23 protein-coding genes are annotated in these 23,776 nt (G+C 69.1%); 9 read left to right on the top strand and 14 right to left on the bottom strand.

Going from position 1 to position 23,776, the window contains the following annotated elements:
• Positions 1-191 precede the first annotated feature (191 nt).
• Positions 192-545 (top strand): helix-turn-helix domain-containing protein, encoded by a 354-nt coding sequence (locus tag ACSHV8_RS13725; protein ID WP_436532953.1) that lies wholly within the window; start codon positions 192-194, stop codon positions 543-545.
• On the opposite strand, the gene ACSHV8_RS13720 is transcribed toward ACSHV8_RS13725, so the two are convergent.
• The 3 genes from ACSHV8_RS13720 to ACSHV8_RS13710 form a co-directional block, all read right to left on the bottom strand.
• Positions 546-1,160, bottom strand: a complete 615-nt coding sequence (locus tag ACSHV8_RS13720) for an ATP-dependent Clp protease proteolytic subunit (RefSeq protein WP_436532951.1) — start codon at positions 1,158-1,160, stop codon at positions 546-548.
• Positions 1,157-1,783 (bottom strand): ClpP family protease, encoded by a 627-nt coding sequence (locus ACSHV8_RS13715; protein ID WP_436532949.1) that lies wholly within the window; start codon positions 1,781-1,783, stop codon positions 1,157-1,159. Before ACSHV8_RS13715 ends, ACSHV8_RS13720 begins: the two co-directional genes overlap by 4 nt.
• Before the next feature lie 105 nt (positions 1,784-1,888).
• Complete coding sequence (locus ACSHV8_RS13710) at positions 1,889-2,341, bottom strand: hypothetical protein (RefSeq protein ID WP_436532947.1); 453 nt, start codon at positions 2,339-2,341, stop codon at positions 1,889-1,891.
• 92 nt (positions 2,342-2,433) lie between these two features.
• On the opposite strand from ACSHV8_RS13710, the gene ACSHV8_RS13705 reads away from it, so the two are divergent.
• Both ACSHV8_RS13705 and ACSHV8_RS13700 read left to right on the top strand, forming a co-directional pair.
• Positions 2,434-3,294 carry an alpha/beta fold hydrolase gene (locus ACSHV8_RS13705; protein WP_436532945.1) on the top strand — a complete coding sequence of 287 codons (861 nt, stop codon included), beginning with the start codon at positions 2,434-2,436 and terminating at the stop codon, positions 3,292-3,294.
• Between the two features lie 109 nt (positions 3,295-3,403).
• Positions 3,404-3,781 carry a hypothetical protein gene (locus tag ACSHV8_RS13700; RefSeq protein WP_436532943.1) on the top strand — a complete coding sequence of 126 codons (378 nt, stop codon included), beginning with the start codon at positions 3,404-3,406 and terminating at the stop codon, positions 3,779-3,781.
• Between the two features lie 49 nt (positions 3,782-3,830).
• Here the strand turns inward: ACSHV8_RS13700 and ACSHV8_RS13695 are convergent, their stop codons facing one another.
• Both ACSHV8_RS13695 and ACSHV8_RS13690 read right to left on the bottom strand, forming a co-directional pair.
• Entirely contained in the window at positions 3,831-4,463 is a 633-nt protein-coding gene (locus ACSHV8_RS13695; RefSeq protein WP_436532941.1) for a class I SAM-dependent methyltransferase, read from the bottom strand.
• 405 nt (positions 4,464-4,868) lie between these two features.
• On the bottom strand, positions 4,869-6,350 hold the full coding sequence (locus ACSHV8_RS13690; RefSeq protein ID WP_436532939.1) for an FG-GAP repeat domain-containing protein: 1,482 nt from the start codon (positions 6,348-6,350) through the stop codon (positions 4,869-4,871).
• A gap of 187 nt (positions 6,351-6,537) precedes the next feature.
• On the opposite strand from ACSHV8_RS13690, the gene ACSHV8_RS13685 reads away from it, so the two are divergent.
• The 4 genes from ACSHV8_RS13685 (at position 6,538) to ACSHV8_RS13670 (ending at position 9,973) form a co-directional block, all read left to right on the top strand.
• Complete coding sequence (locus ACSHV8_RS13685) at positions 6,538-7,113, top strand: TetR/AcrR family transcriptional regulator (protein ID WP_436532937.1); 576 nt, start codon at positions 6,538-6,540, stop codon at positions 7,111-7,113.
• Positions 7,110-8,249 carry a GDSL-type esterase/lipase family protein gene (locus tag ACSHV8_RS13680; protein WP_436532935.1) on the top strand — a complete coding sequence of 380 codons (1,140 nt, stop codon included), beginning with the start codon at positions 7,110-7,112 and terminating at the stop codon, positions 8,247-8,249. Before ACSHV8_RS13685 ends, ACSHV8_RS13680 begins: the two co-directional genes overlap by 4 nt.
• Positions 8,250-8,316: 67 nt before the next feature.
• Positions 8,317-8,646 (top strand): hypothetical protein, encoded by a 330-nt coding sequence (locus ACSHV8_RS13675; protein WP_436532933.1) that lies wholly within the window; start codon positions 8,317-8,319, stop codon positions 8,644-8,646.
• A gap of 232 nt (positions 8,647-8,878) precedes the next feature.
• Entirely contained in the window at positions 8,879-9,973 is a 1,095-nt protein-coding gene (locus ACSHV8_RS13670; RefSeq protein WP_436532931.1) for a glycoside hydrolase family 19 protein, read from the top strand.
• Positions 9,974-10,036: 63 nt separating this feature from the next.
• Here the strand turns inward: ACSHV8_RS13670 and ACSHV8_RS13665 are convergent, their stop codons facing one another.
• Positions 10,037-10,186: a hypothetical protein gene (locus tag ACSHV8_RS13665; protein ID WP_436532929.1), complete on the bottom strand. Its 150-nt coding sequence runs from the start codon at positions 10,184-10,186 to the stop codon at positions 10,037-10,039.
• 169 nt (positions 10,187-10,355) lie between these two features.
• Entirely contained in the window at positions 10,356-13,028 is a 2,673-nt protein-coding gene (locus tag ACSHV8_RS13660) for a hypothetical protein (RefSeq protein ID WP_436532927.1), read from the bottom strand.
• 722 nt (positions 13,029-13,750) lie between these two features.
• Between ACSHV8_RS13660 and ACSHV8_RS13655 the strand changes: the two genes are divergently transcribed.
• Together ACSHV8_RS13655 and ACSHV8_RS13650 are read left to right on the top strand one after the other, a co-directional pair.
• A complete protein-coding gene (locus tag ACSHV8_RS13655; protein WP_436532925.1) occupies positions 13,751-14,356 on the top strand; it encodes a hypothetical protein in 606 nt (201 codons plus the stop codon).
• A gap of 86 nt (positions 14,357-14,442) precedes the next feature.
• Positions 14,443-16,458 carry a M48 family metalloprotease gene (locus ACSHV8_RS13650; protein WP_436536763.1) on the top strand — a complete coding sequence of 672 codons (2,016 nt, stop codon included), beginning with the start codon at positions 14,443-14,445 and terminating at the stop codon, positions 16,456-16,458.
• Here ACSHV8_RS13650 and ACSHV8_RS13645 read toward each other — a convergent pair.
• The 7 genes from ACSHV8_RS13645 to ACSHV8_RS13615 are packed head-to-tail and all read right to left on the bottom strand — an operon-like array spanning position 16,441 to position 23,718.
• Complete coding sequence (locus tag ACSHV8_RS13645; protein WP_436532923.1) at positions 16,441-16,770, bottom strand: hypothetical protein; 330 nt, start codon at positions 16,768-16,770, stop codon at positions 16,441-16,443. The two genes, ACSHV8_RS13650 and ACSHV8_RS13645, sit on opposite strands and share 18 nt — an antisense overlap.
• Positions 16,771-16,784: 14 nt before the next feature.
• The gene (locus ACSHV8_RS13640; RefSeq protein ID WP_436532921.1) at positions 16,785-17,993 is read right to left on the bottom strand and encodes a hypothetical protein; all 1,209 of its coding nucleotides are present in this window, start codon (positions 17,991-17,993) and stop codon (positions 16,785-16,787) included.
• An 11-nt stretch (positions 17,994-18,004) separates the two neighbouring features.
• On the bottom strand, positions 18,005-19,639 hold the full coding sequence (locus ACSHV8_RS13635; protein ID WP_436532919.1) for a beta-N-acetylhexosaminidase: 1,635 nt from the start codon (positions 19,637-19,639) through the stop codon (positions 18,005-18,007).
• 8 nt (positions 19,640-19,647) lie between these two features.
• Positions 19,648-20,475: a carbohydrate ABC transporter permease gene (locus ACSHV8_RS13630; RefSeq protein WP_436532917.1), complete on the bottom strand. Its 828-nt coding sequence runs from the start codon at positions 20,473-20,475 to the stop codon at positions 19,648-19,650.
• Complete coding sequence (locus ACSHV8_RS13625; RefSeq protein ID WP_436532916.1) at positions 20,472-21,455, bottom strand: carbohydrate ABC transporter permease; 984 nt, start codon at positions 21,453-21,455, stop codon at positions 20,472-20,474. Before ACSHV8_RS13625 ends, ACSHV8_RS13630 begins: the two co-directional genes overlap by 4 nt.
• Positions 21,452-22,783, bottom strand: coding sequence for an extracellular solute-binding protein (locus ACSHV8_RS13620; protein WP_436532914.1), 1,332 nt, complete (start codon positions 22,781-22,783; stop codon positions 21,452-21,454). Before ACSHV8_RS13620 ends, ACSHV8_RS13625 begins: the two co-directional genes overlap by 4 nt.
• Before the next feature lie 14 nt (positions 22,784-22,797).
• Positions 22,798-23,718: a MurR/RpiR family transcriptional regulator gene (locus tag ACSHV8_RS13615; protein WP_436532912.1), complete on the bottom strand. Its 921-nt coding sequence runs from the start codon at positions 23,716-23,718 to the stop codon at positions 22,798-22,800.
• Between the last annotated feature and the right edge of the window lie 58 nt (positions 23,719-23,776).

Below are 23,776 nucleotides of genomic sequence, written 5' to 3'. Positions count from 1 at the left end.
GAAACCTCGATTTTAAAGTAGCATTTCCATTGCGAGATTGCCGGTGAAGTGGCGTGCTCTTTTGCCGCGAGGCGTGCGCGATGACCGCACCGGGGCCTCCGTTCGCAGGCCGTTCGGGCAGCTCCTCTGCTTCTGGCAGAAGCGGGCTCGACCGGGTGTCGGCGACGGCGACGGCTCACTACCGTCGGCGTATGGAAGATGTGACGTACCGGCACCGGCCACTGTTGCGCAACCTGCTGGGCGAGGTGCTGCGGCGCCGCCGGCTGGAACAGGAGCGGACGCTGGCCGAGGTCGCGCGGGACGCGTGTGTCTCGGTGCAGTACCTGTCCGAGGTCGAACGTGGCCGCAAGGAGGCGAGTTCGGAGATCGTGGCGGCCGTCTGCGACTCGCTGGGTATCGGGCTGGATGATCTGCTGACCGAGGTGGGGCGCGATCTCACCGCGTATCGCGCCCCGGTTCTGCGGCTGGAGACGGCCCGCCCGCGCCGGGCGGCACATGCGCCGCGCGGCTTGCGGTCCGGCGACGTCGTGCTGCTGGCGGCCTGATCAGGCGGCGGTGAGCCGGTAGCCGAGCTGCTCGCGCCGGGTGATCACCCGATCGACGAGGCCGTAGGCGACGGCGTCGACGGCCGACAGGGTCATCCGGCGGTCGGTGTCCTCCCGGATCCGGGCGATCGAGTGCCCGGTGTGCTCGGCCAGGATCTGATCCATCTCGGCCCGGACCTTGGCCACCTCCTTGGCCTCCACGGCCAGGTCCGGCAGCGTGCCGCGGGCCTGGCCGGACGGCTGGTGCAGGGTGGCCTTCGCGTGCTTCAGCATCGAGCGTTTGCCCGGGGTACCGGCGGCCAGCAGCGCCGCCGATGCCGACGCGGCCTGGCCGACGCAGATGGTGGCGATGTCGCACCGGATGAAGTTCATCGTGTCGTAGATCGCCGTCAGCGCGCTGAAGGAGCCACCCGGCGAGTTGATGTACAGCCCGATCTCCTGTTCCCCGGTGGACTCCAGGTGGATCAGCTGGGCGATCACCACGTTGGCGACACCGTCGTCGATCTCGGTGCCGAGGAAGATGATCCGGTCCGACAGCAGCCGGGAGTAGATGTCGAAGGCGCGTTCCCCGGTCGGCGTCTTCTCCACGACCGTCGGGATGGTGTACTGGCTCATGCGCTCAGTCCCATCGGCTGGCGGGCGGTCGCCGGGCGAACGTCGTCGACGCTGTCGAGGATCCGATCGATGAGACCGTACTCGAGCGCCTCCTCGGCGGTGAACCAGCGATCACGTCGGCTGTCGCGTTCGACCGTGTCGATCGGCTGCCCGGTGTGCTCGGCGGTCAGCCGCAGCAGTGTCTGGCCGAGCCGCTCCAACTGGTTGGCGTAGATCTCCACGTCCGCCGCGGTGCCGCCGAAGCCGGCCGAGCCCTGGTGCATCAGGATCTGGGCGTGCGGCAGCGCGTACCGCTTGCCGGGAGTACCGGCGGTGAGCAGGAACTGCCCCATGCTTCCGGCCAGGCCGAGGGCCAGCGTGCTGACGTCGTTGGGGATCAGCCGGATGGTGTCGTAGATCGCCAGCCCGGCGGTGACCGAACCGCCCGGCGAGTTGATGTACAGGTTGATGGTGCTCAGCGGGTCCTCGGCGGACAACAGCAGCAGTTGCCCGCAGATCCGGTTGGCGATCGGGTCGTCGACCTCGGTCCCGAGCACGATGATGCGCTGGTGCAGCAGCTGGACGGACAGCTGGTCATCGACAGACCCGGTTCCGCCTGGTGTCGTGGCAGTGAATGGATACATGGTTCTCTCCTCCGGCTCGGTCCTGCGTGCCGTCTCCACCTTCACTGCGACGGCACCGCCCGGCCAAGCCGATCTGCGGTCAGCAGATGAGTACGTCGCCTCGCCTCACGAAGGTCCGTTGCTGACGGCGAACGCCCGCAGTTTCTCGGCTTTTCGTTCGGCATCTCGCCTCGAATAGGAGCCGAGCAGTCGAATCGGCAACACACCGGCGTCATCGCCGAGGTCAAGGACAGGACCGTACAGCGGCAGGCCGGATCGTTCATCGATCTGCGCACACTCCACCGATCGCACGCTGCTCCACGGTATGAGGTCGTCCCGGCTGTCGAAGTTGCGGAGCCGAACGCCGGTGTCGTCGATGACGGCACCGAGTCGCAGCGCCCGCCAGATCCCGCACGGACCCGTGACAACGCACATAATTCCCAGCGCGATGCCGAACCAGTCGCGCTGGGCCAGGACGTCTCCGTTGGTGAAGTAGGTGACGCCGAGCAGGGTCCACACGGTGAAGAGCACCACCAGCAGCGGGACCTGGATGCGGGGCCTGATGACAATGCGCCTCATGGCCGGGACTGTATAGACGAGACTCCAGCCCGCTGCTCCGGCCGGTGACCATCACGACGCGGTGGACGGGTGGTCGCCGCTATGGTGCCGCCATGTTGGACACGCACGAGCGTTTTGTGGTTTCCGGACCGTTACGGATATGGACCGAGCGGGTCGGGGATCCGGAGCTTCCCGCCGTCCTGATGATCATGGGGTCGGCGGCTCAGGGTGTCAGTTGCCCCGATGCGCTGGTCGGCCGGCTGATCGAGCGTGGGGTCCAGGTGATCCGGTTCGATCATCGCGACACCGGCCGGTCCAGCGTGGTGGACTTCGACGCTCACCCGTACACCATCGCCGATCTCGGCCGCGACTGCCTGGCCGTGCTGGACGGCTATGGCCTGCAGTCCGCCCACGTGGCGGGGGCTTCGCTGGGCGGCATGATCGCGCAGTGGCTGGGGGTGCACGCACCGGGCCGGGTCCGGTCCTTGACGATGATCTCCAGCTCGCCGGTGCGGGCCTGGGCCCGGGCGCTGGCCGGGGAGCCGGCCGACCTGGATCGGCTGCCGCCGCCGACACCGGCCTATCTCGCCCATCAGGCCGCCGGGCTGCCGCCCGGGGTGGAGTCCGACGTGGCGTTGTTCCGGGTCTTCAACGGGCCGGTGCGCCCGTTCGACGAGCCGGCCGCCCGGGCGATGCTGGAACTGGCGTTGTCGCGGGCCACCGATCCGGCGGCCGCCGCCAACCATGAGCGGGCCGCGTGGCGGCCCGAAGCCGACCTGCTCGCCCCGCTGTGGTCGATCACCGCGCCGACCTCGGTCGTGCACGGCGACCAGGATCCGCTTCATCCTCTCGGCCACGGCGAGGCCCTGGCGGCCGCGATCCCGGGCGCGGTGCTGCACGTGGTGCCCGGGATGGGCCATGCCCTGACGTCACCCGGCCTGCCCGAGGAGGTCGCCGATCTGATCCGGCTGTGACCCGTGCCCAGGAACGCGACTTCCCGCAAGAGCAGACCCGCCCGGCCAGGTGTGCACGCGCTCGGATGATCGCCCTCCGGCGCCCGCTCGGCGGCAGTAACGTGATCTTGTGAAGGGAGTGCGGGCGTCGTTCGTGGCCGGGCTGGTCGTGGCGGTCGGTGTGGGATTCGGGGCGGCGTGGGCCTGGCGGGACCACACGGCCGCGCCTCGGCGGATCAAGGGGACGGTGACCTGGTCGAACGAGGACGCTCAGCGTCTGGTCTTCGAGGCCGGGACGAGCGAGGACAGCGGGGAGTATCAGACGGCCATCACCGAATGGGTCGACGCGAAAAAGGTCCGCACCGTCGGTCACTGGCCGAGCTGCCTGGCGGCGAAGAAGGGTTCCCTGGTCCGCACCGATCGGCGCCCCGCCGAGATAGACGTGCTCTCCGCCGAGTTGACCGGAACGACCTACCGCGTCGTGGTGGCCATCCACTGCCTGTCCTGAGCCGGCCTGCCCGGATTCTGCCGCCACCACCTCGGCCGCACTGCCGGCGTCACGGCGTGGCCGGTTTGCGGGCGTGGATGCGCTCGATGCTGCCGGCCTTCAGGCGGGTCGCCTCGACGACGGTGAAGCCGGCCGCCTCGACCAGCGGGCGCTGGCGGCGGGTGAAGTGCTCGCCGGCGGTCGGGATGGTGAAACGCTCGAACAGCCATTGCGCGGCCCGGACCGGGGGCCAGGAACTCCCGATGTGGTCGACCAGCAGCAGTCGCCCGCCCGGGATGAGGACGCGCCGCATCTCGGCGATGGCTGCGCCCGGGTTCGGGATGGTGCAGAGCGACAGGGCGCACACCACCGTGTCGAAGGATTCGTCCCCGAACGGCAGGTGCTGGGCGTCGCCCTCCCGCAGGTCGGCCTTGAGACCGAGGTCGGTCGCGCGGCGGCGGGCGAACGCGAGCATCGCCGGGCTCAGGTCGATGCCGGTCAGGGTCGTGTCGGGCGGATAGTGCGGCAGGTTCCGCCCGGTGCCCACGCCCACGTCGAGGATGCGGCCCTGGGCCCGTTCGCCGAGCCACTCCCGGCCGCCGGTGAACCAGTGCCGTTCCATGAACTCGATCTGCCGGTCGTACCGATCGGCGGTCTGATCCCAGACGCGGCGCGCCTTGGCGGTGGCTTCCGACTCGTCCACTGTGGCCTCCCCGGGTGAAACGACTCCCCCGGACCTTCCCATCCTGAACGCCCCCGGCCAAGCGCCCTGTCGCCGGTCGGCCACCACACACCCGCTGGAGCATCCTAGGAACCTGGGTTGAAACCGGTGAACGAGCGCCGACCTGGCCGAACGGATCTTCCGAGAGGCGCGTCGCCGAGCAGCTGGGCACGTCACTGGTGATGTCGTTCCTGGGGACGGTGGTGGACGGCTTCGCTCTGGCGGCGCTCGGCATGCTGGTGACCCGCCCGGCCCGACGCTTCTTCACCGGAGCCGCGCAACGCTGAGCCCGGCCGCTCCGGGGCTGGGCACGGCCGTGATGCGGCGGGAGCGGCCGCTACCGCCGTACGCGCAAGGCTTTTGACTGGTTTTGAGTGGCCTGAGGCGTCAGCCGCCGAGGACGGTGACCTCGGCGCGGCCGGAGGCGGTGCCGCTCTTCTGGATGACCACCAGATCCGGGTGCTTGTCGGCGTTGAAGTCGCTGACCAGCAACTCGTGCTGGTCGTCGGAGGGCTGCCCGGTGCTCGTCTGGGTCAGGTAGCGCCCCAGCGACGCCGCCCCGTCGAGGATGTGCACGTCGGCCTGGGCCGCCTTGCGGATCGTCACGAGGTCCGGGTGCTTGTCGGCGTTCCAGTCGGTGACCGAAACCGTCAGGCCGTCGGCGGCGGGTTCGGCGGTGACCAGGTCGGGGCCGATCGGCTGCTGGAAGTTGGTGGCGCCGTCGAGGACGCGCACCTCGACCTTCTTGCTGGCGGTGCCCGCGGTCTGGGCGCTGACCAGGTCGAGTTTGCCGTCACCGTTCCAGTCGGTGATCACGAACTGATGGTGCTCGTCGGCCGCCGGCAGCGCGGTGGCGGTCTCGACCAGCATCTTCTGGAAGTACGACGCGCCGTCGGCGACCCGGATCTCGACGTGGCCGCTCGCGGTGCCGGAGCGCTGCACGACGACCAGGTCGGGTTTGCCGTCGGCGTTCCAGTCGGTCACCGCGTAGGTCTGGGTGCCATCGGACGGGCCGACCGCGGTGGCGGTGAGCAGCAGCAGCGATGAGAAGCCGCGGGAGCCGTCCATGATGCGCAGCTCGGTCTTGCCGGTGACGGTGCCGGCCGCTTTCACCACGACCAGGTCGGGTTTGCCGTCGCCGTTCCAGTCGGCCAGGGTCAGCGCGTGCGCGCCGTCCAGCGAGCCGAGCTCGGTGGCGGTGGCGGCCAGTGTGCGCTGGAACGGGCCGGTCGGGGTCGCCGCCGGGGTGGCCTTCGCCGTGCCGGGCGGCGGGGCCGCGACCTGGGCCCACAGCGCGCCGACGATGAGCGCGGCGTCCGGGACCTCGGGCGCATACGCCCCCGGGGTGGCCGAGATCTGCACGCGCTGGCTGATCGAGCCGATGTCACCGGTCACCCAGCTGTTGCCCGGGAACTTGCGGATCATCGCGGTGAGGAACGCGTTCGTCGCGTAGACCGGGTCGACGAGCTGCCCAGGGCTGCCCCAGCCCTGCGAGGGCCGCTGCTGGAACAGGCCGAGGCTGTCGTGGTCGGTCGCCTCGGTGTGGTTGTTCAGGGTGCTCTCGGCGATCGCGGTGGCGACCGCGATGACGGCGGCGCGCTGGCCGAGCCCGCGGTCCTGAACGGTGCGGACGATGATCCGGGCGCAGGCGATGCTGCCGCCGCTGACCCAGGAGCCGAGGCGCCGGCCGCTCATCAGGGGCCGGATCTGGTCGGCGATCACCTTGTCGGCCGCGGTCACGTCGCCCGGGCGACAGGTGCCGGCGGCGGCCGAGGGCGTGGTGTCGGGCTGGGCCTGGGCGGCCGACGGGGTCAGGATCGAGCCGGTGACGAAGCTCAGAGCGATCGAACCGGCAACGATGGTGGTCAATCGTGGTCGTGCTCGCCTGCTCTGATTCACAGCCCGGTTCCCCGCTTTCTTTCGCCGCGCGGCACCAATCTGCCACACACCCCGGCGAACGCGAAAGGCATTCGGGGTGGGTGATCTTTCCCTCGTCCGTCCGAAATGCACCGACTACGGATCGTAGGACATCACCTAATGGGTATAGGCTGTGCAGGTGGAACGCATCACGCTCAGCTCGAACACCGTCGTCTCCGCCGCGGCCGACCTGGCCGACGAGGCCGGATTCGAGGCCGTCACGCTGTCGGCGGTCGCCCGGCGGCTCGGCGTGCGCGCGCCCAGCCTCTACTCGCACGTCCGCGATCTGGAGGCGCTGCGCGACGGCGTGGCCGCGCTGGCCCTGGGCGAGCTGTCACGGCGCGTCGCGGCGGCGATCGCCGGCCGGGCCGGGCACGACGCACTCGACGGCTTCGCCACCGCGCACCGCGAGTTCGCCCGGGACGCGCCCGGGCGCTGGCAGTCGCTGCAGCGTCGCGCCGGTGACGCCGTGGTGCGCTCGGATGCGGCCCGCCAGATCGTCACGCTCAACCAGGCCGTGCTGCGCGGCTATCCCGTGCCCGAGGACCAGCACGTGCACGCCGTGCGGCTGCTCGGCGCCACGATCAACGGCTACCTCGCGCTCGAACGCATCGGCGGCTTCGACCACAGCAGCCCGTCCTCCGAGGTGTCCTGGCGCAAGACCGTGCAGGCCCTCGACACCCTCCTCACCACCTGGCCCCGGGAGAACCCATGATCAACCCCGAATTCGTCCACGGCGCCGCCGAGCTGGAGACCACCGCGCGTGGTCTCAAACCCCACCGGCTGCCCGCGTGGGTGCGCGAGCGTTTCCCCGATCCGCAGCTGACCATGACCGAGTCACAACCTTCCGGCGTACGGGTCGTCGTGGCGACCACCGCCCGTACCCTCCGAATGGTCTGCCATGCGACACGGGTCGGTTACGTGGGGGCCGAGCGCCCACGCGGCGCCGTCGACCTCGTCATCGGCGACGAGATCGTGGCCACCGACCGGCTGACCGGCGGCGACCTCGTCGCGGTGGACCTGCGGACCGGGGCGACCGAGTTCCGGCCGGGCGACGCGCACACCGCGAGCTTCGACGGGCTGCCGGCCGGCGACAAGATCGTCGAGCTGTGGCTGCCGCACAACGAGACGGTCGAGCTGATCGAGCTGAGCGCCGACGAGCCCGTCCGGCCGGTCGTGACCGGTAAGAAGCTGTGGGTGCATCACGGCAGCTCGATCAGCCACGGCTCGAACGCGGCGAGCCCGGCGCGGATCTGGCCGGCCGTCGCCGCCCGTCGCGCCGGGGTCGAGCTGCGCAACCTCGGGCTGGGCGGCAGCGCGCTGGTCGACCCGTTCACCGCCCGGGTCATCCGGGACGCGCCGGCCGACCTGATCAGCGTCAAGCTGGGGATCAACGTGGTGAACCTGGACGGGATGCGGTTGCGGACGTTCGTGCCCGCGGTGCACGGGTTCCTGGACACGATCCGGGAGGCTCATCCCCGTACGCCGCTGATGGTGATCTCTTCGATCTTCTGCGGCATCCACGAGGACACGCCCGGCCCTGGGGCCATCGACCCGGACTCCGTCGGCACGGAGCAGATCCGGTTCGTCGCGACCGGGCGCACCGGCGACACCGAACTGGGGCGGCTCACGCTGCGGGTGATCCGTGACGCGCTGAGTTCTCTGGTGCAGCGGCGGGCGGACGATCCGAACCTGCATTACCTGGACGGGACGCTGCTGTACGGGGAGAAGGACGCGGCCGGGCATCCGCTGCCGGACGCGCTGCACCCGGACACGGCGACGCATCAGCTGATCGGCGAACGTTTCGCCGAGCACACCTTCGGGGCGGGTGGGCCTTTCCGCACGCGGTGAACTTCCGGCGCGGGCATACGTCGTCCGATGTGGATCAGCCGATCCATCGACGAAGGAGGACGCCACCATGACCAAGAACGTCACCCGCGCCGCCATCGGCCTGGCCGTCGCCACCGCGGCGGTCGGCCTGTCGGTGACCCCGGCCGGGGCCGCCGTCACCGACCCGCACACCGGGCTGACCTTCTACAGCGGGTCGTTCGCCACCCCGGTGCTGAACGTCGCCCACCCGGACGGCGCCTGCACGGCGCTGCCGGCCTCGGCCGACTCCCTCGTCGGCTGGAGCGACGTCACCGCCGTCCACGCCTACGCCGGGGCGGACTGCACCGGTGCGGCGGTCGGCCTGGGCACGCTGCGCACGTTCCGGGCGGGCGAGTTCGCGGCGTTCCGCGCTTCCTGATCCACCCGTGGGGCGGCGTCAGCGCCGCCCCACGTTCCCAGCTCCGCCGCGGCGTCGCCCCCGCCGGGCCCGCGGCCGCCTCATGCGTCAGCGCCACGATCTCACCGGCCGCGTTGATAATTTCTGAACTTTCTTAACAGATACCTTGACTCGCCTGTCGGTATCTAGTTGAGTCGATGTACCTCTCATCCCCTCTCCCGCCAGTACGTCCCCGACGTACGGAAGGTGAACTATGCCCAGAAGACGGCTTGTGTCGATCCTGGCCGCCGTGAGCGTCGCCATCGCCGGCGCCGCCGCGGCCCTGCTGCCGGTGACCGCCTCCAACGCGGCCGCGGCCTGCGTGACCGCGTACAGCAGCTCGCAGGTGTACACCGGTGGGATGACCGCCTCGTACAACAGCCACAACTGGACCGCCAAGTGGTGGACCCAGGGTGAGGCGCCGAGCACCGGCGGCTCCGGCGTCTGGGCCGACAACGGCACCTGCGGCGGTGGCGGCGGCACCACCACTCCCCCGGCGACCTGCAACTATCCGAACTGGGTGGCCGGTCAGTACTACGCCGCCGGCGCGATCGTCCGCTACACCAACGGGCTCTACTACCAGGCCTCGCACGAGAACCCGGGCTACGACCCGGTCATCAGCACCTGGTACTGGTCGCCGTACTCCTGCTCCGGCGGCGGCACCACCACCCCGCCGCCCACCGGATCCGGGAGCTTCCCGGTCACCGAGGCCCAGTTCAACCAGATGTTCCCGAACCGGATCGCGTTCTACTCGTACGCCGGCCTGATCGACGCCATCAAGAAGTTCCCGGCGTTCACCACCACCGGCAGCGACACGGTCAAGAAGCAGGAGGCCGCGGCCTTCCTGGCCAACGTCAACCACGAGTCCGGCGGCCTGGTCTACGTCGAGGAGATCAACCAGGCGAACTGGCCGCTCTACTGCGACCGCAGCCAGTCCTACGGCTGCCCGGCCGGGCAGAGCGCCTACCACGGCCGCGGCCCGATCCAGCTGAGCTGGAACTTCAACTACAAGGCGGCCGGCGACGCGCTCGGCATCGACCTGCTCAACAACCCCGACCGGGTCAAGAACGAGGCGTCGGTCGCCTACCAGACCGCCGTCTGGTACTGGATGACCCAGCGCGGCCCGGGCACGATGACCCCGCACGACGCCATGGTCAACAGCCGCGGCTTCGGCGAGACCATCCGCAGCATCAACGGTTCCCTCGAATGCAACGGCGGCAACCCGGCCCAGGTCCAGAGCCGGGTCGACGCCTACAACCGCTTCACCAGCATTCTCGGCGTGACCCCGGGCGCCAACCTCTACTGCTGACAATCAAAAATTCACAACACGTTTGAGGGGTACGGCCATAGCGGCCGTACCCCTCAATTCTCGTCAGCGACGCCGCTTCTGCAGCCGTTCGAACAGCCCGCGCAGCCGACGTTGGTTCTCCGGTTTGGCCAGCTGCCGGCGCCCCTGATCCACCAGCTGCTGACCTCGTGGGCTCCGCAAGAATGCGCTGACGCGTTGGCCGATGGTCGCCATCGTGGTGCCTCCTTGTGTGCCGAGCCCTTTACATACCCGCCCGCGGTGCGCCGCAACCCGCCTTGTGAGGTATACGGCTGCGAGACCGTGCGTTTCGTATCAGGCGTGGTCCGTCCGACGGCCGTGCACGGCAGCGAACAGATTCGGCGGCTGTGGCGCGGCGCGGGCTTCAGCGAGCTGGGCAGCGGCCGCGTACGGATCCGCCGCCGGTCGGGCACGACAGGCACCGCGTGGCCGTCACGCTTCGCGCGATCGAAGCCGGGGGCGTGCTCGTGCCGATGAAGATCGCGTCCCGGCCATCGGCATCTTCACTCGGCCGGTCGGGTTGCGTAGCGCTCGACGGTGCCGGCTCGGCCCTGTTCTGCTCGGGGGCCGGCCGGAGACTGCACGTCAGCGTCCTGGGGCGGGCCAGCATGTCCTGCAGCCGGGCGTGCCGGAACTGGTACACCGGACCGAGGACACGCAGAACACCTCGGCGATGAGCGTCGTCGAGATAGCGGGGCAGTTGCCAGGGACCGAGCCCGGCGGCGCGCATCTGCAGGCCGAGCAGGATCGTCTGCCACGTACGGCTGGAGACGACAGCGAACGTGGGACCGCCCACAGCACCGATGAGCAGCAGGGTCTCGGAGGCGAACAGCAAGTTCACCACCCACGCGTCGACCCGCGCGCCGGGCGGTGGCTCGAACAGCATCGCCGACGGAACGACGGGCAGGCTGAGCGCTAGACCGAGCGCGCATCCGGCCGCCACCCGGCAGCGGAGCTCCTGGCGCATCAGACGCAGCGGGCTCGCCGGGACACCGCCGTCTGCCAGGTCACGATGCGGGAACAGGCCGATTATCGGCAGGATGACCAGGAAAAACATCAGAGCGGCGATCAACGCGAGCAGGGAACGGGAGGGCATGTCGCCAGTACGGGAATCGGCCAGCATCGACAGCGTGAGGAGCCCAAAAGCGGTCGCGGCAGACAGGCCCACAACCAGCGTCGCCCGCCCGAGCAGGCCCGGGCGCCCCGTGCCGGCAATCCTCGCAGGTGTCACCTCACGTGGTGGCTGCAGGAAGTAGAGAAGCAGTCCGAGTGCCAGCGTCTGCCCTACGGCTCCGCTGAATGCGGGTACTACCCCGTCGGGCAGGAAGCGGATGAACATGCCGAGGAGGACGGCACACGCACCGATCGGTGCCGACAGCGTCGCGGGGTTGTCGAAAGTGACCCGCAGCCGTCCATCGCGCCGACGAAGCGCAGGCTTCTTGGCCAGAAGCAGGGTGAAGACCACAGTCCCCGCGATATCAAACGGTGCGTACCTCATCGGCAGTGTCATCTGGGCCCCGATGTGAGAGAACACTCCGCAGACGAAGCCGTATCTGATCACCGTCCGGGAGAATGCGGCCCGGCGCCTGGCCGCCGCGCCATGTCCGGGTTGGGCGACGGCAAGCGCTGCGAACATCGCCGTTCCGGGTCCGTCTAGCAAGGCGGCAATCAGAACGTCACGTGCTGTTCCGAAACCCGGGCCCAGCACCAGCCGGTCGGCCAATATCGTTGCCCCGTTGCCGATACTCCAGACGACAGTGACGAGGACCATCGTGGCCAGCGTCCGTGGACCCTGTGGCAGCCACTTCGGCATGTCCCACCACGCGAAATCGCGGACCCCACGGCTGTTGAGGTTGGCCGCCAGGAAGTTGAGCAGCGCCTGGGCCGCTGTTGGCGAGACTCTCCCGGGTGACCGATAAGCCAACGCGATCACCCGGTCGAGCAGGCATTCCTCGATGCCCGTCGCGTTGCCGGCACGTTCCAGCTCCAGCAGCTCGTGGACGTCGTCGTCGGCGGCGAGGCGGTCACGCAGCAGTGCCAGCATCAAGGGCTGAGCCACGGTGCGGGCGAGGGGACCGTTCGGCGCCCGCATCAGATGGTCGGCCACCGCTCGGCAACCGGGGCGTGTGGGACTGACGCTCACCCGCAGCAGATATTCCACGGCATGATCGACGGGCACCGGCAGCAGTTCCGCCGCAGCGGCGCCCGGCAGGTGGGTGTCCTGGGCAGTCCGAACCATCTCACCGAGTCGGGTAATGAGTACGATCCGATGCGTGACCTGGCGGTCCAGTGCGCGGACGGCCACCGGCCGGAGGCCTTCCGGGATTTCGTCGAGGCCGTCGAGGAAAACCGCGATGCGGCCGTCGCGCACCATCGCTGCGACGGCGGTACGGCCGGCAGCTGCGAGTGCCGGGTAGTCGCCGAGCAGACGATCGGTCAGCCACGACGCGAAGTCCTGACGGCGCGGATCCCATCCGTAGAAGGTAAGCATGACCGGCACCGGAATAGGGGTGCGGTCGGCCTGCCGGTTGCGATGCTGCAGCGCGTGCAGCAACAACAGGATTCCGGCGCTGGACTTGCCGGCGCCGGCCCGGCCGGTCAACAGGATCCGGCCGGAGTCCAATCCCGCGTAAATCCGGAAGAGATCCTCGGCGTCGCCCCCGGCCAGGTCGGCAGGCGTCACCCGATCGGTTCCCGGGAGCGGCGCGGTACGGACCACCGACGGGATTCCCACGGCATCCTCGGCCGAGGCAGAAATGCATCGGGAGGACCATTTCCACCGCATCGGTACGGGGGTCGGGTACCGCAGACCGCGCTCCATCACCGCGTTCTCCCACTGCCGGGTAACGGCGTCCGCGAGCTGGTCGAGGTGTTCCCCGACATCGGTCGCCGGCCGCCGGGTACGCCCACGGGTGTACCGCCACAACGAGGTACCGCAGACACCGGCCAGGGTGACGGTCGCGGTCACCGCCTGGATGATCGAACCGGCCAGCGCCCGGTCATGAGCCGCGGCCAGATATCCGAACGTCAGCGTCACAGCGACGGCCAGGACCACGGCAGCGCCAAGGGCGACTCTTGTACGGCTCACGGCATCCTCGTGACGATGTCGACGGTACGTCCGGCAGACCGCGCATGACGCTATAGAGCCATCACCGCCGTCGGCATCGGAGAAAAATCTGATGTGTACCGTTCAAGCACCGACTGTCGGCTTTCAGCAAGATCCAAGGGTCAGCACCCGTGCAACCGCTCTCGCATTTGAGCGCTCCCGTCACCGAGCAGCGGTAAGACGGCGGGATCAACGCTCGGAACAGAGAACGCTCCGGCATCGGCAAATAGGTCCGGTAGACGGACCCTCGGCGCTGTTGAGCCGCGTAGGCGTGCGCTTCTCAGTTGTCGAGCGCTGTTTGTGCGCCGCGCGGGCACTGCCATGGAGTCGCCGCGAAGAATGTGGACAGCAGATCAGCGGACACGGAAATCGCGCGCTCTCGGCCACCGACCGCGTTGGCCTGCGGTGAGCAGTCACCCGCCGTGCCGCACGCCGAAGGCGGATCGAGGCCGTTCGCGTCGCGGCCGGCACGTCAGGCTTCGGGTTCCGTGGAGGATGCCGCTGAGGCGGTCGCTACAGCAGGTGACGAACCGGTTCGGTTGGTCAGGGTCGGTGATCGAGGGCGATGGGGCCTGTGACCGGGCGTTGGCGTCGAAACTCCCCGCACCGGTTCACCCTTGGAAGTCAGGTGCACCGCCGGCATACCCGATGGAATGAAGATTCGCTCGGATGGTGGGGGAATTGCCAAGCATGGCCGGTTTCACGAATGTGCGATCGAGATCGTCGCTGTGGGAGCTTCGGCGCCCGACGATCCCGTGGAGGAAGGCTTGTTCGAATCACATTCTGCGGCAACCCCCAATACCGGCATGCTGGTGTCCTCGATCGCCGTCGAGGTGGTGACCGCCGTCTTTCCTGACGAGTTGGACCTTCTTCCCGAGCTGCTGGCCAGGTCCGCTGCGGATCCGCGGCAGTTGCGGGTTCGGCGATTGCGGGCGCCGGTCGGGATGGGCATCGACCTCGCGCTGGCCACGCCTGCGTTGCTTTCCGCGCTGTCGTTCGTGGCCGCTGCTGCGGCCACGAATCTAATCGACGGGGCGATGGATCGGTTGAGCTCGGCCGCCTACGAAGTGGTCACGAGGCTCTTCCGGCCAGGCGGAACAGTGGACACCGGCGCCGTCTGCTCCGAGACCGCCTGGTCGGAGATCACTGCGCTGTGGACGTTGTTGCTGACCGAACGCGGTATGCGAGCCGACCTGGCTGCCATGACGGCGGCGCAGATCGTGGCGGCGATGCGCCGTCGAGACGAAGCTGGTCGATGATGACGCCCGTCCCGGGAACCGGAAGACTTCCCTCACCCGGGGTTGCTCGGTACGCAGCGATCCTCCTGGTACTCGCCGTGGCCGGCATGTTCGCCGGACAGACCTCTTATGACGCGACCCGCGGCAACCACCGGAAGGTAATCCTCGAGCAATGCGCTACCGCGCACCCGGTCGATCTGAGCATCGCCGGTGATACAACCGAGGAGCGGGCCTACCTGCGCTGCGTGAACACGGTGGACTACGAGCGAGTCGGCTCTGCTGCCGTCGGAGTACTGGCGGTGCTGCTGTCCGGGGTGCTGCTGATGCTGGTGCTACCGTACCGGCTGTTATGGCGAGCCCGGCCGTTGGTTCCCGCCGAGGCCGAGATCGCCGGCCGCGCCGCATCGGCGGCTGATTTCCTCGGGATGCGCCAACCACCGAAAGTGTTCTTCGGTAACTGGCGGCTGCATGAACCCTTCACCGCACGCGCCCTGCGCGGCATCCGGATCATCCTGCCACGCGGTCTGCGCCGCTTGCCTCCGGAGCAGGTCGATGCGGTCCTGCGACACGAGACGGCCCATGTCCGCGCGGGCGATGTCACCCTGGTGTGGCTCACCCGCGGAGTCCGGTGGGCGCTGATCCCGGCCCTGCTCACACCCTTGTTTCTGCTCAACAAGGCGGTGCTGGCCAACCCCGCGGCCTTGGTCGAAGCTCCGCTACCAGTGCTCTGGTCCGTCGTCGGTCACGCCGTTACGGTCAACTACTCGCTGCGGGCTCTGCTCCTGCTGGCCGTGGCCGCCATCTTGTCAGCGGCCGCACTCCGATCCCGCGAACACGAAGCTGACTTGGCCGCTGCCGAGGGCGGCGCCGCGGGTCTGCTGCACCTGCTAAGCGACGGGCCGGCACCACGACACGCGCTGTGGCACCGCCTCCTGGCAGTCCACCCCACCACCCATCGTCGCGTAGCCATGCTCACGCAGCCCCACCGCATCTCAGAACTGCGCCTGGTTGACGCGGCTGCGGCCGGCCTGCTCGCCGGAATCATGATCCCGGGATTCTATGGCGCGCTGCCTGCGTACGACGCCGACGGCTGGCTGCCCAGTGGAATCCACCTGACCGGTGTCACGGCTGGCGTCGTGCTCGCGTCGGTCTGGGGGACGACATTGTGGCGAGCTACGCTGATCGCAGAGCACATCGGCCTTCCGACGCCACTGCGCACCACCTCGACGACGCTGGCCGTCGCGACCGCGGCCGGGCTGCTGGCCGGCTTCTCCGAGAGAACCATTCCCGGGCAGGGCATTTTTGACAGCCTGATCATGCTCGCTTTGCTGCCACCGTCGGTCGGTGCGGCCGCCGCGGCCAGCGGCCTGCTCGCCCGCGCTTGGGCCCGCGGCGCAGTCCGAGCACCGGTGGCTGGTAGGACCTGGGTCGCGATCGGGGGCCTCAACACGCTGCTGTTCAGCGGCGCTCTCTGGATCAGCTGGGGCGCCTTCCCCTGGGTGCACAGCCACGGTTGGGTGGCCGGGTTATGGGTGGGCTTGGGCTCTTTCGGTTTCAACTACACGGGTGCTTGCGCCGTGGTGGGGCTGTGCGTGCTCGCTCTGCGCTGGACAAGACACCGTCCACGACTCCCCCTGATCGCGGTCCTGGTCCTCCTCCCGGCAGCCGCCGCGCTGGTTGTCCGGTGGCTCGTCATCACCCATCCCACCAACCCGCCGAATGTTCTTCTGCGCGACTCTTGGGCCATGGCGGCCGCCGGCGGCACCGTCGTCGCCTATCTCCTCGTCCGGCGTGGAGCCGACGGCCTGATCACCGCCATGGCTATTGCCCCAGCCTCGACCTTCACGGTCGCAGCGGCAATCTGGCTACGATTCCTCCACGGCTGGGAAAGCCCTGCGGCGCAAGCCGGCATCTACTTCACCGCGACGTTCGCGGTCCTGGCCCCCGTCTACCTGCTGGCCGCACTGGTAACCCTGGTCCTCCCGTACCGCCTCACGCTTCCTTCTTCTCCGGCAACGCCACCATGGAATTGCCGATGGCGAGCGTTGGGGGGGTATCCGTCGGGCGGGGAGATCAGCCAGGCGGGCACACGGGTCCGGCGCCGGTTAGGCATCCGGACTTGACGCGATGTTGCCGCTGGTCTCACCGGTGATCGCGGTCTGCTCCTCGGCCGGGACGGCGGCGGCCCGGCGCTGGTTGAATTTTCTCGATGCCCCGGCGATCTCGCTGGTCGATGCCGCGGCGCTCTGGGCGTCGGCCTGAATGGCGGCGACCCGCCAGGAGACGTCCTCGGCGACGCGGGCGGTTTCCTGGGCGAGGTCCTTGGGCTCGGAGGTGACGACGGTGCGGCGGTGGGAATTCCGAAATCGGAATCCCTGGCCCGCCCCGGTGCCGCCCTGACCCGGCGCCCGCGGCGATTCGAGGCGGCGAATCACCGAATCGGCGCTCCTCAGAGACGGAACGGGTTGCTGGTCTGGGCGGCGAGCAGGTACCAAGCGGTCGCGCCCGTGTGGAAACTGCGGTAGTACAGGTCACCGAAGCCGGTGTCCAGGCCGTCACTCGACGCCGCCGGAATGCCGCCGTTCGGGCCCTGGGCCTGCGAGATGTTCCACAGCAGCCGCTTGCTCAGCAGCGCATCGCCTTTGGAGCGGCGCACGGCCAGGGCCAGGGCGGTCTGGGCGGTCCCTTCCAGCCACACCTTCGTCGTGTCCGTGTCGCTGAAGCTGACGCCGTGCAGGCCCACGTCGTACGCGGAAAGGTTGTCGAGAACCCACGACACCGACCGCCGATAGCGGTCGTCGAGGGTCGCCAGGAAGGCCCAGACCTGGACGTCTTCGGGGATGGGGCTGCGGTTGGTCGTCACCCCGTCCGGGTCGGTTCCGGTCCACAGGTGGCCCGACGCGCGGTCCTGCATCGCGGCCACGAACGAGAACGCCGTTTTCGCCCGGGTGCGCCACTGCGATTCGCCGGTCAGCGACGCCAGCATCGTGAAGAAGGCACCGACGTCGATGTTGTGTTCGGTCGCCTTGTACGTGATCGCCTGGTCATCGGCCGTGCGCCCACCGCTGTAGCCGTAATCGCTGTGTGTATTCGCGAAAATCCACCGCGCCAGCCGCAGTGCGCCGTCGAGGAATCGGCGCTGTTTCGTCCGCGCGTACAGGTGGGCGAATGCCATTCCCACCCACGCCTGATTGCCGGTGTACGCGGCCGGCGACCCGATGTCCAGCGTCCCGTTCAGCACGGTGAACGAGTCGGGCTGATAGGACGCCCGGGTCCGTCCGTCCCCGATCGGATCGTGCTGCTGCGCGTACAGCAACGTGTCCCCCAGCAGAGCCGCCCGCGCCACATCCCCGTGCGCGAGCCACGCCAGGATCATGAGCGCGTCGTCGTACGCGAACGAGCTGACGAACGTCCAGGTCGGCGTCTCGAAGAAGCCGCCGGTGTAGCTGCGGGGCACGCGCAGCGCGTCCCCACCGCCGTACTCGTCGAATTTGGTATTGAGAAAATCAATTGCCGCGCGTACAGAGGATGGGCTGCACCCGGCGGTCCAGCGGGGTGCCGCCGAGGCCGGGGTCGGCAGGTAGGCGCCGGTCAACAATCCGGTGAATGCGCTGGACGCGCCGATCAGCAGGCCGCGTCGGCCGGCGGAAAACGTCATGCGAGGGCTCCTCAGAGAGCGATGTTCTCGACCAGCCGGGCGATGTGGGCGGCGCGCTGCTGGCGGGTGTCCGGGCGGCCGGGTACGCCGGGGCGGCGCTGCCAGGGCAGGGGTCCGTCGGGGTGGCGGTATTCGACGCCGAGCGCGTCGAGGCGGGTCAGGTGGTGGGCGAGGCGGTGGGCGAAGTCGGTGTAGTCGCGGGCGGCCGGGCTCCAGAGGGCTTCGGCGACCGCGCAGAGGCGGGGGAAGGCCAGGTAGTCGACGGTGCGCGGGGAGTCGGCGTGTTCGGTCCAGATGTTGGCCTGCCCGCCGAGGATGTGCCGGGCCTCGTCCGGGGTGAGGCCGTCGGGGACCGGGTCGAAGGCGTAGACGTCGGCGACGGTGAGCGGGATGGAGACCGGGATCGGTTCGTCCGGCGAGTCGGACTGCCGGTAGTCGAGGTAGACCTGGTCGTCGGGGCAGGCCACCACGTCGTAGCCGCGGCGGGCGGCGGCGACCGCGCCGGTCATGCCGCGCCAGCTGGCGATGGTGGTGCCGGGTGCGAGGTCGCCTTCGAGGATCTCGTCCCAGCCGAACAGGCGGCGGCCGGCCGCGGTGAGGTGGTCGTCGAGGCGGCGGATGAACCAGGCCTGCAGTTCCTCCTCGCGGGTCAGGCCGAGTTCGGCCATGCGCTGCTGGGTGCGTGGGTCGTCGCGCCACTGGTCGCGGGGGCATTCGTCGCCGCCGACGCCGATCCAGCGGGACGGGAACAGGTCGATGACCTCGTCGAGGACGTCGCGGAAGAAGCCGACGGTGGATTCCTCGACGTTGAGGATGTTCCGGTTGATGCCCCAGCGGGTGTAGACGTCGAGGGGTTCGCCGCCGACGCCGAGCTGCGGGTAGGCGGCGAGCGCGGCCTGCACGTGACCGGGGGACTCGATCTCCGGCACGACGGTGACGAAGCGTTCGGCGGCGTAGGCGACGATCTCCCGTACGTCGTCCTGGGTGTAGAAACCCCCGTGCGGGCGACCGTCGCCGGGGGCGTCGCGGGTGGCCCCGACCTGGCTCTCGCGGCGCCATCCGCCGACCTCGGTGAGCCGCGGATACTTCTTGATCTCGACGCGCCAGCCCTGGTCGTCGGTCAGGTGCCAGTGCAGGGTGTTGAGTTTGTGCAGCGCCATCAGGTCGATGAAGCGCAGCACGTCGTGCTTGGGCATGAAGTGCCGGGCCACGTCGAGCATCGCCCCGCGCCAGGCGAACCGCGGCTCGTCGGTGATCTCGACGGCCGGGATCGCCCAGCGCTGCCCGGCCACCGGCGAGCGGCGGTAGATCGCGGCCGGGAGCAGCTGGAGCAATGCCTGGCAGCCGTAGAACACGCCGGCCGCGCCTCCGCCGACGATCACGGCCCGGTCGGGGGTGACCCGCAGCCGATACGCCTCGGGGCCGAGGTCATCGGCGAGACCGAGAGTGATCGTGGCCGAGGCCGCTTCCCGCAGAGGCAGACCGGTGGCCGGGCGCAGCGCCTGCTGCAGCCAGGCCAGGACACCGCCGAGCGGGGAAGGTGCGGACAGGGTGGTGCTGTCGCTCAAGGCGAGCTCGCCCTCATTTGTGGTGAAGGTGAGCGGGCGGGGGGTAAGCCTGTGGGCGGGTCGGCGGGAGTCAAGCAAGGTGGAACCTAGCCCTTCACAGCGCCGGCGGACATCCCGGCGACGAGGTTGCGCTGGATGATCAGGAAGAACACGACGACGGGGATGGAGAACAGCACGGACGCGGCCATCTGCCCGCCGAAGTCGGTCCCGGCGTGCGGGTTGGTGAACGAGGCCAGCCACACCGGCAGCGTGTACCGGCTCTGGTCCTGCATGAACGTGTACGCGAACAGGTAGTCGTTCCAGGCGGCGATGAACGCGAAGATGCCGGTGGCGATGACCCCGGGCGCGACCAGCGGGAACAGCACCCGGGTGAGCACACCCCAGGTGGTGGCGCCGTCGAGCCGGGCGGCCTCCTCGATCTCGTCCGGGATGGCCACGAAGAAGCCGCGCATCACCCAGATCGAGAACGGCAGTACGGTGGCGACGTAGGCCAGGACCAGGGCCGCGTACGTGCCCAGCAGGTCGAGCTGGTTGAACATGACGAACATCGGGATGAGCAGCGCGGTGCTGGGCAGCATCTGCACGGCCAGGATGACCACCATGATCGTGCGGCGGCCGGTGAACCGGAACCGGGACAGGGCCGCGGCGGCGAAGATGCCCAGCACGATCGAGGTGAGCACGGTCAGCGCCACCACGACGACGCTGTTGAGCAGGTTGGTCAGGAACTGTTCCTGGCCGATCGCGTCGGCGAAGTTGGACAGGGTCGGGTGCAACGGCACGAAGTGCGGCGTCGCGGTCATGATCTCCGGCCGCGGTTTGAACGCGGTGTTGACCATCCAGTAGACCGGGAAGATCCACACCAGGCAGAAGATCGCCGCGATGCTGTTGACCGCCCAGCGGCTGCGGTGTCTCACAGGTCCTCCCCCGATCGCAGCAGGCGCCGGATGTAGACGGCGGTCAGCCCGAGCAGCAGCAGTGTGGTGACGACCGAGATGGCCGCGCCCTGCCCGATGTGGAAACCGACGAACGCGGTCTTGTAGGTGAACACGCCGAGGGTCGACGTGGAGTCGCCGGGCCCGCCGCGCGAGATCAGCCAGATCTGGTTGAACACGTTGTAGTCCCAGATCACCGACAGGATGGTGACCAGCAGCAGGATCGGCCGCAGATGGTTGAGCGTGACGATGCGGTAGACGGCCAGTTCGCTCGCGCCGTCGAGGCGGGCGGCTTCCTTGTACTCCGGTGGCACCTGGGTCTCGGCGGCGTTGAGGGTCAGTGCGATGAACGGCACCGCCTGCCAGACGATCAGGAGCCAGATGGCGACGTACGCCCGCGCGGGGTCCTGGGCCCAGTTCAGATCCGTGGTGTCGCCGAAGATCCCGAGCTGGTCGAGAGCCCAGTTGGCGATCCCGTATCCGGGCTGGAACAGCCAGTTCCACACGGCCGAGGACGCCACGTTGGGCATCGCCCAGGCCACGATCAGCACGACCGTGACGGTGTAGCGCATCCACAGTCCGAGCCGGGTGAGCAGGTGCGACACGCCCATCCCGATCAGCACGCTGCCGGCCACCATGGCCGCGGTGAACAGCACCGTGCGCAGCAGCGACGTCCAGAACGCGCTGTCGGCCAGCAGTTCGGAGAACTGGTCGAGGCCGACGTAGGAGTACCGCCCGGTGAACAGGGTCCGCTGGTTGTAGTCGGTGAACGCGGTGAAGATCAGGAACCCGATCGGGGCGAGCGTGACCACGGCCAGGACCAGGCCGGCCGGGCTGAGCAGCCACAGGGGTGCCAGGTCCCGCCGCCGCCGGCGGCGGGACTGCGGGGTCGGGAAGGGTGGTGCGGCCGGATTGGCGCCGGCCGCATCCCTTGCAACGGTGGTGACGGGCACGACGGTCACTTGCCGCCGGCGAGCGTGGAGTCGAGGTGGTCGTCGAACTCCTTGGCGGCGTCCGCGGACGACTTGGCGCCGGAGACGACGTTGGAGAACACCTGGTTGATGCTCTTGTCGCCCTCCAGGGTCGGCCACTGCGCCGCGGCCGGGGTCGCCTTCGAGGTCAGGGCCGCGGTGAAGAAGCCCTTCTGCTGCTCGTTGAGGCTGGGCTGGGCGGCCTCGATGCCCTGCGTGCTGTTCGGGATCCAGCCGTCGTTGCCGAACACGTTCTTGTCCTGCACGGTCGGGCTGGCCGCGATCTTGACCCACTGCAGGGCCAGCTCGGGGGTGTCACTCTTGGTGGCGATGCCCCAGTCGGAGCCGCCGAGCATCACGGGCTGCGCCTTGCCGGAGACTCCCGGGAGAGGGAACGTACCCAGATCCTCGGGCTTGATCTTGGGGTTGGCCTTCTGGATCAGGCCGAGGGACCCGGCGGTCGACAGGATGGTCGCGGTCTTGCCGTCGGCGAAGACCTGGTTCTGATCGGGCGTGATGGTGTCGATGGCCTGCGAGGCCTTCGAGGAGTACGTGTTCTGGAAGGTCTTGAAGTCGTTGAGGCCCTTCTGTCCGGCGCTGCTGGAGAAGCCGCCCTTCCAGGTGCCGCCGTCGTTGCTGGCGATGTCGCCGCCGGCGTCCCAGATGAACTGCATGCCGGCGTACCAGTACTGCCCGGGCAGGTAGAACGGGGAGAAGTCGGCCGCCGGGTTGGCTGCTTTCACCTTGTCAAGAGCGGCAGTCAATTCGGCGTACGTGGTGGGAGCGGCCGTCACCCCCGCCGCGGCCCAGGTCTTCTTGTTGTAGATGACCGCGCGCGCCCCGGCGAAACCGGGCACCGCGTAGAGCGCCTTGTCGACGGTCGCCGGCTCCTCCAGACCGGCCAGCCAGGTCCGGCCCTGCTTGAGATCGGCGGCGTACGGCGTCAGGTCGAGCAGCCCGCCGTTGGCGGCGAAACCGGGCACCTGGGTGTTGCCCAGGTCGAGCACGTCGGGCGTGCCGGAGGTCGACAACGCCGTACTGATCTTGGTGGTGATGCTTTCCCACTGCTGGATCTGCACGTCCACCTTGGCGCCGGTAGCCTGCTCGAACTGGTCGTTGATGGCCTTGACGGTGGCATCGGTGTAGTCGCCGTCCATCACCCACACGGTGAGCGTCTTGCCCTCGCCGCGGGTGTTCGGCACGGTCTTGGGCGAGCCGTCGTCACCGGCGGCCGACGTTCCGCCACCCCCGCAGGCGGTCAGGGTCAACAGGGTCGCGGTACACAGGGCGGCGGCGGCGATATAGCGGCGTCGGCGCATATGGGACTCCTTCATCATTTGTTGTTACGGCCCCGGTTACGGGTCGGGTTCTTCTCGGGGAGGCGGTGGGCGTCGACCGCGCGCACGGTCAGTTCGAGCGCCTCGGCGGTCCGCTCGTAGGTGCGCTGGGCGACGGCGACGTAGATCATGTCGAGGATCAGCAGCTGGGAGTGCAGGGCGGAGAGCGCGGCCAGCCGGAACGTGGTCTCCTGCACCGCGGTGGTGAAGACGACGTCGGCCACCTCGGCCAGGGGTGAGCGGCTGTAGCTGGTCAGGGCGACGGTGAGCGCGCCGTGATCGGCTGCTTCGGCGAGCGTTTCAATGACTTCCCGGGTACGGCCGGAGTGGCTCAGCCCGATGGCCACGTCCCCGGGCAGCAGCAGGGCGGCGTTGGTCAGTGCGGTGTGCGAGTCGGGCCGGTGCCAGACGGGGACGCGGATCCGTTCGAGCCGGAACGCCATCTCCCGGGCCGAGGTGCCGCTGCTGCCCAGCCCGAAGATCTCCACCCGGCCGGCGCCGGCGATCGCGGCGGCGACCCGTTCGACGGCGGCCATGTCGAGGCCGGACGCGGTGTCCTGGATGGCCCGGGTGTCGGCCGCGGTGACCACGCCGAGCACGTCGGTCAGCGGGTCGCCGGGGGCGATGTCGCCGCTGATGTCGGTCTCCCACCGGGCCTGGGTGGCCCGGCCGGTCTCGGTGGCGACGGCGACGCGCAGGTTCGCATACCCCTTGAAGCCCAGCGTGCGACTGAACCGGGTCACCGTCGCGGTCGACGTCCCGGACCGCTCGGCCAGATCGACGATGCTCGCGTTGGCCGCCGTCTCCGGGTCGTTCAGGATCGTCTCGGCGATTCTCGCCAGGGCCTCCGGCATGGCCGGTCCCTCGATCCGGAGCCGCCCGAGCAGCCCACCGCTCTCACCCGTCACTGTGGTCATCCTTTTCATTGCCTGCCGTTGTTGATGAAAATTACGACCGCCACGCGGTCTAGTCAAT

Source organism: Actinoplanes sp. HUAS TT8 (genome assembly GCF_051380535.1).
Lineage (GTDB): Bacteria > Actinomycetota > Actinomycetes > Mycobacteriales > Micromonosporaceae > Actinoplanes.
Note: the sequence above shows the minus strand (reverse complement) of the source record. Positions and strands in the feature narration are given on the sequence as shown.

Coding starts and splice junctions, on each gene's coding strand:
- ACSHV8_RS13725 (WP_436532953.1), top strand. CDS start 192: ATGGAAGATGTGACGTACCGGCACCGGCCACTGTTGCGCAACCTGCTG.
- ACSHV8_RS13720 (WP_436532951.1), bottom strand. CDS start 1,160: ATGAGCCAGTACACCATCCCGACGGTCGTGGAGAAGACGCCGACCGGG.
- ACSHV8_RS13715 (WP_436532949.1), bottom strand. CDS start 1,783: ATGTATCCATTCACTGCCACGACACCAGGCGGAACCGGGTCTGTCGAT.
- ACSHV8_RS13710 (WP_436532947.1), bottom strand. CDS start 2,341: ATGAGGCGCATTGTCATCAGGCCCCGCATCCAGGTCCCGCTGCTGGTG.
- ACSHV8_RS13705 (WP_436532945.1), top strand. CDS start 2,434: ATGTTGGACACGCACGAGCGTTTTGTGGTTTCCGGACCGTTACGGATA.
- ACSHV8_RS13680 (WP_436532935.1), top strand. CDS start 7,110: ATGATCAACCCCGAATTCGTCCACGGCGCCGCCGAGCTGGAGACCACC.
- ACSHV8_RS13675 (WP_436532933.1), top strand. CDS start 8,317: ATGACCAAGAACGTCACCCGCGCCGCCATCGGCCTGGCCGTCGCCACC.
- ACSHV8_RS13670 (WP_436532931.1), top strand. CDS start 8,879: ATGCCCAGAAGACGGCTTGTGTCGATCCTGGCCGCCGTGAGCGTCGCC.
- ACSHV8_RS13665 (WP_436532929.1), bottom strand. CDS start 10,186: ATGGCGACCATCGGCCAACGCGTCAGCGCATTCTTGCGGAGCCCACGA.
- ACSHV8_RS13655 (WP_436532925.1), top strand. CDS start 13,751: ATGAAGATTCGCTCGGATGGTGGGGGAATTGCCAAGCATGGCCGGTTT.
- ACSHV8_RS13650 (WP_436536763.1), top strand. CDS start 14,443: ATGTTCGCCGGACAGACCTCTTATGACGCGACCCGCGGCAACCACCGG.
- ACSHV8_RS13640 (WP_436532921.1), bottom strand. CDS start 17,993: ATGACGTTTTCCGCCGGCCGACGCGGCCTGCTGATCGGCGCGTCCAGC.
- ACSHV8_RS13620 (WP_436532914.1), bottom strand. CDS start 22,783: ATGCGCCGACGCCGCTATATCGCCGCCGCCGCCCTGTGTACCGCGACC.
- ACSHV8_RS13615 (WP_436532912.1), bottom strand. CDS start 23,718: ATGACCACAGTGACGGGTGAGAGCGGTGGGCTGCTCGGGCGGCTCCGG.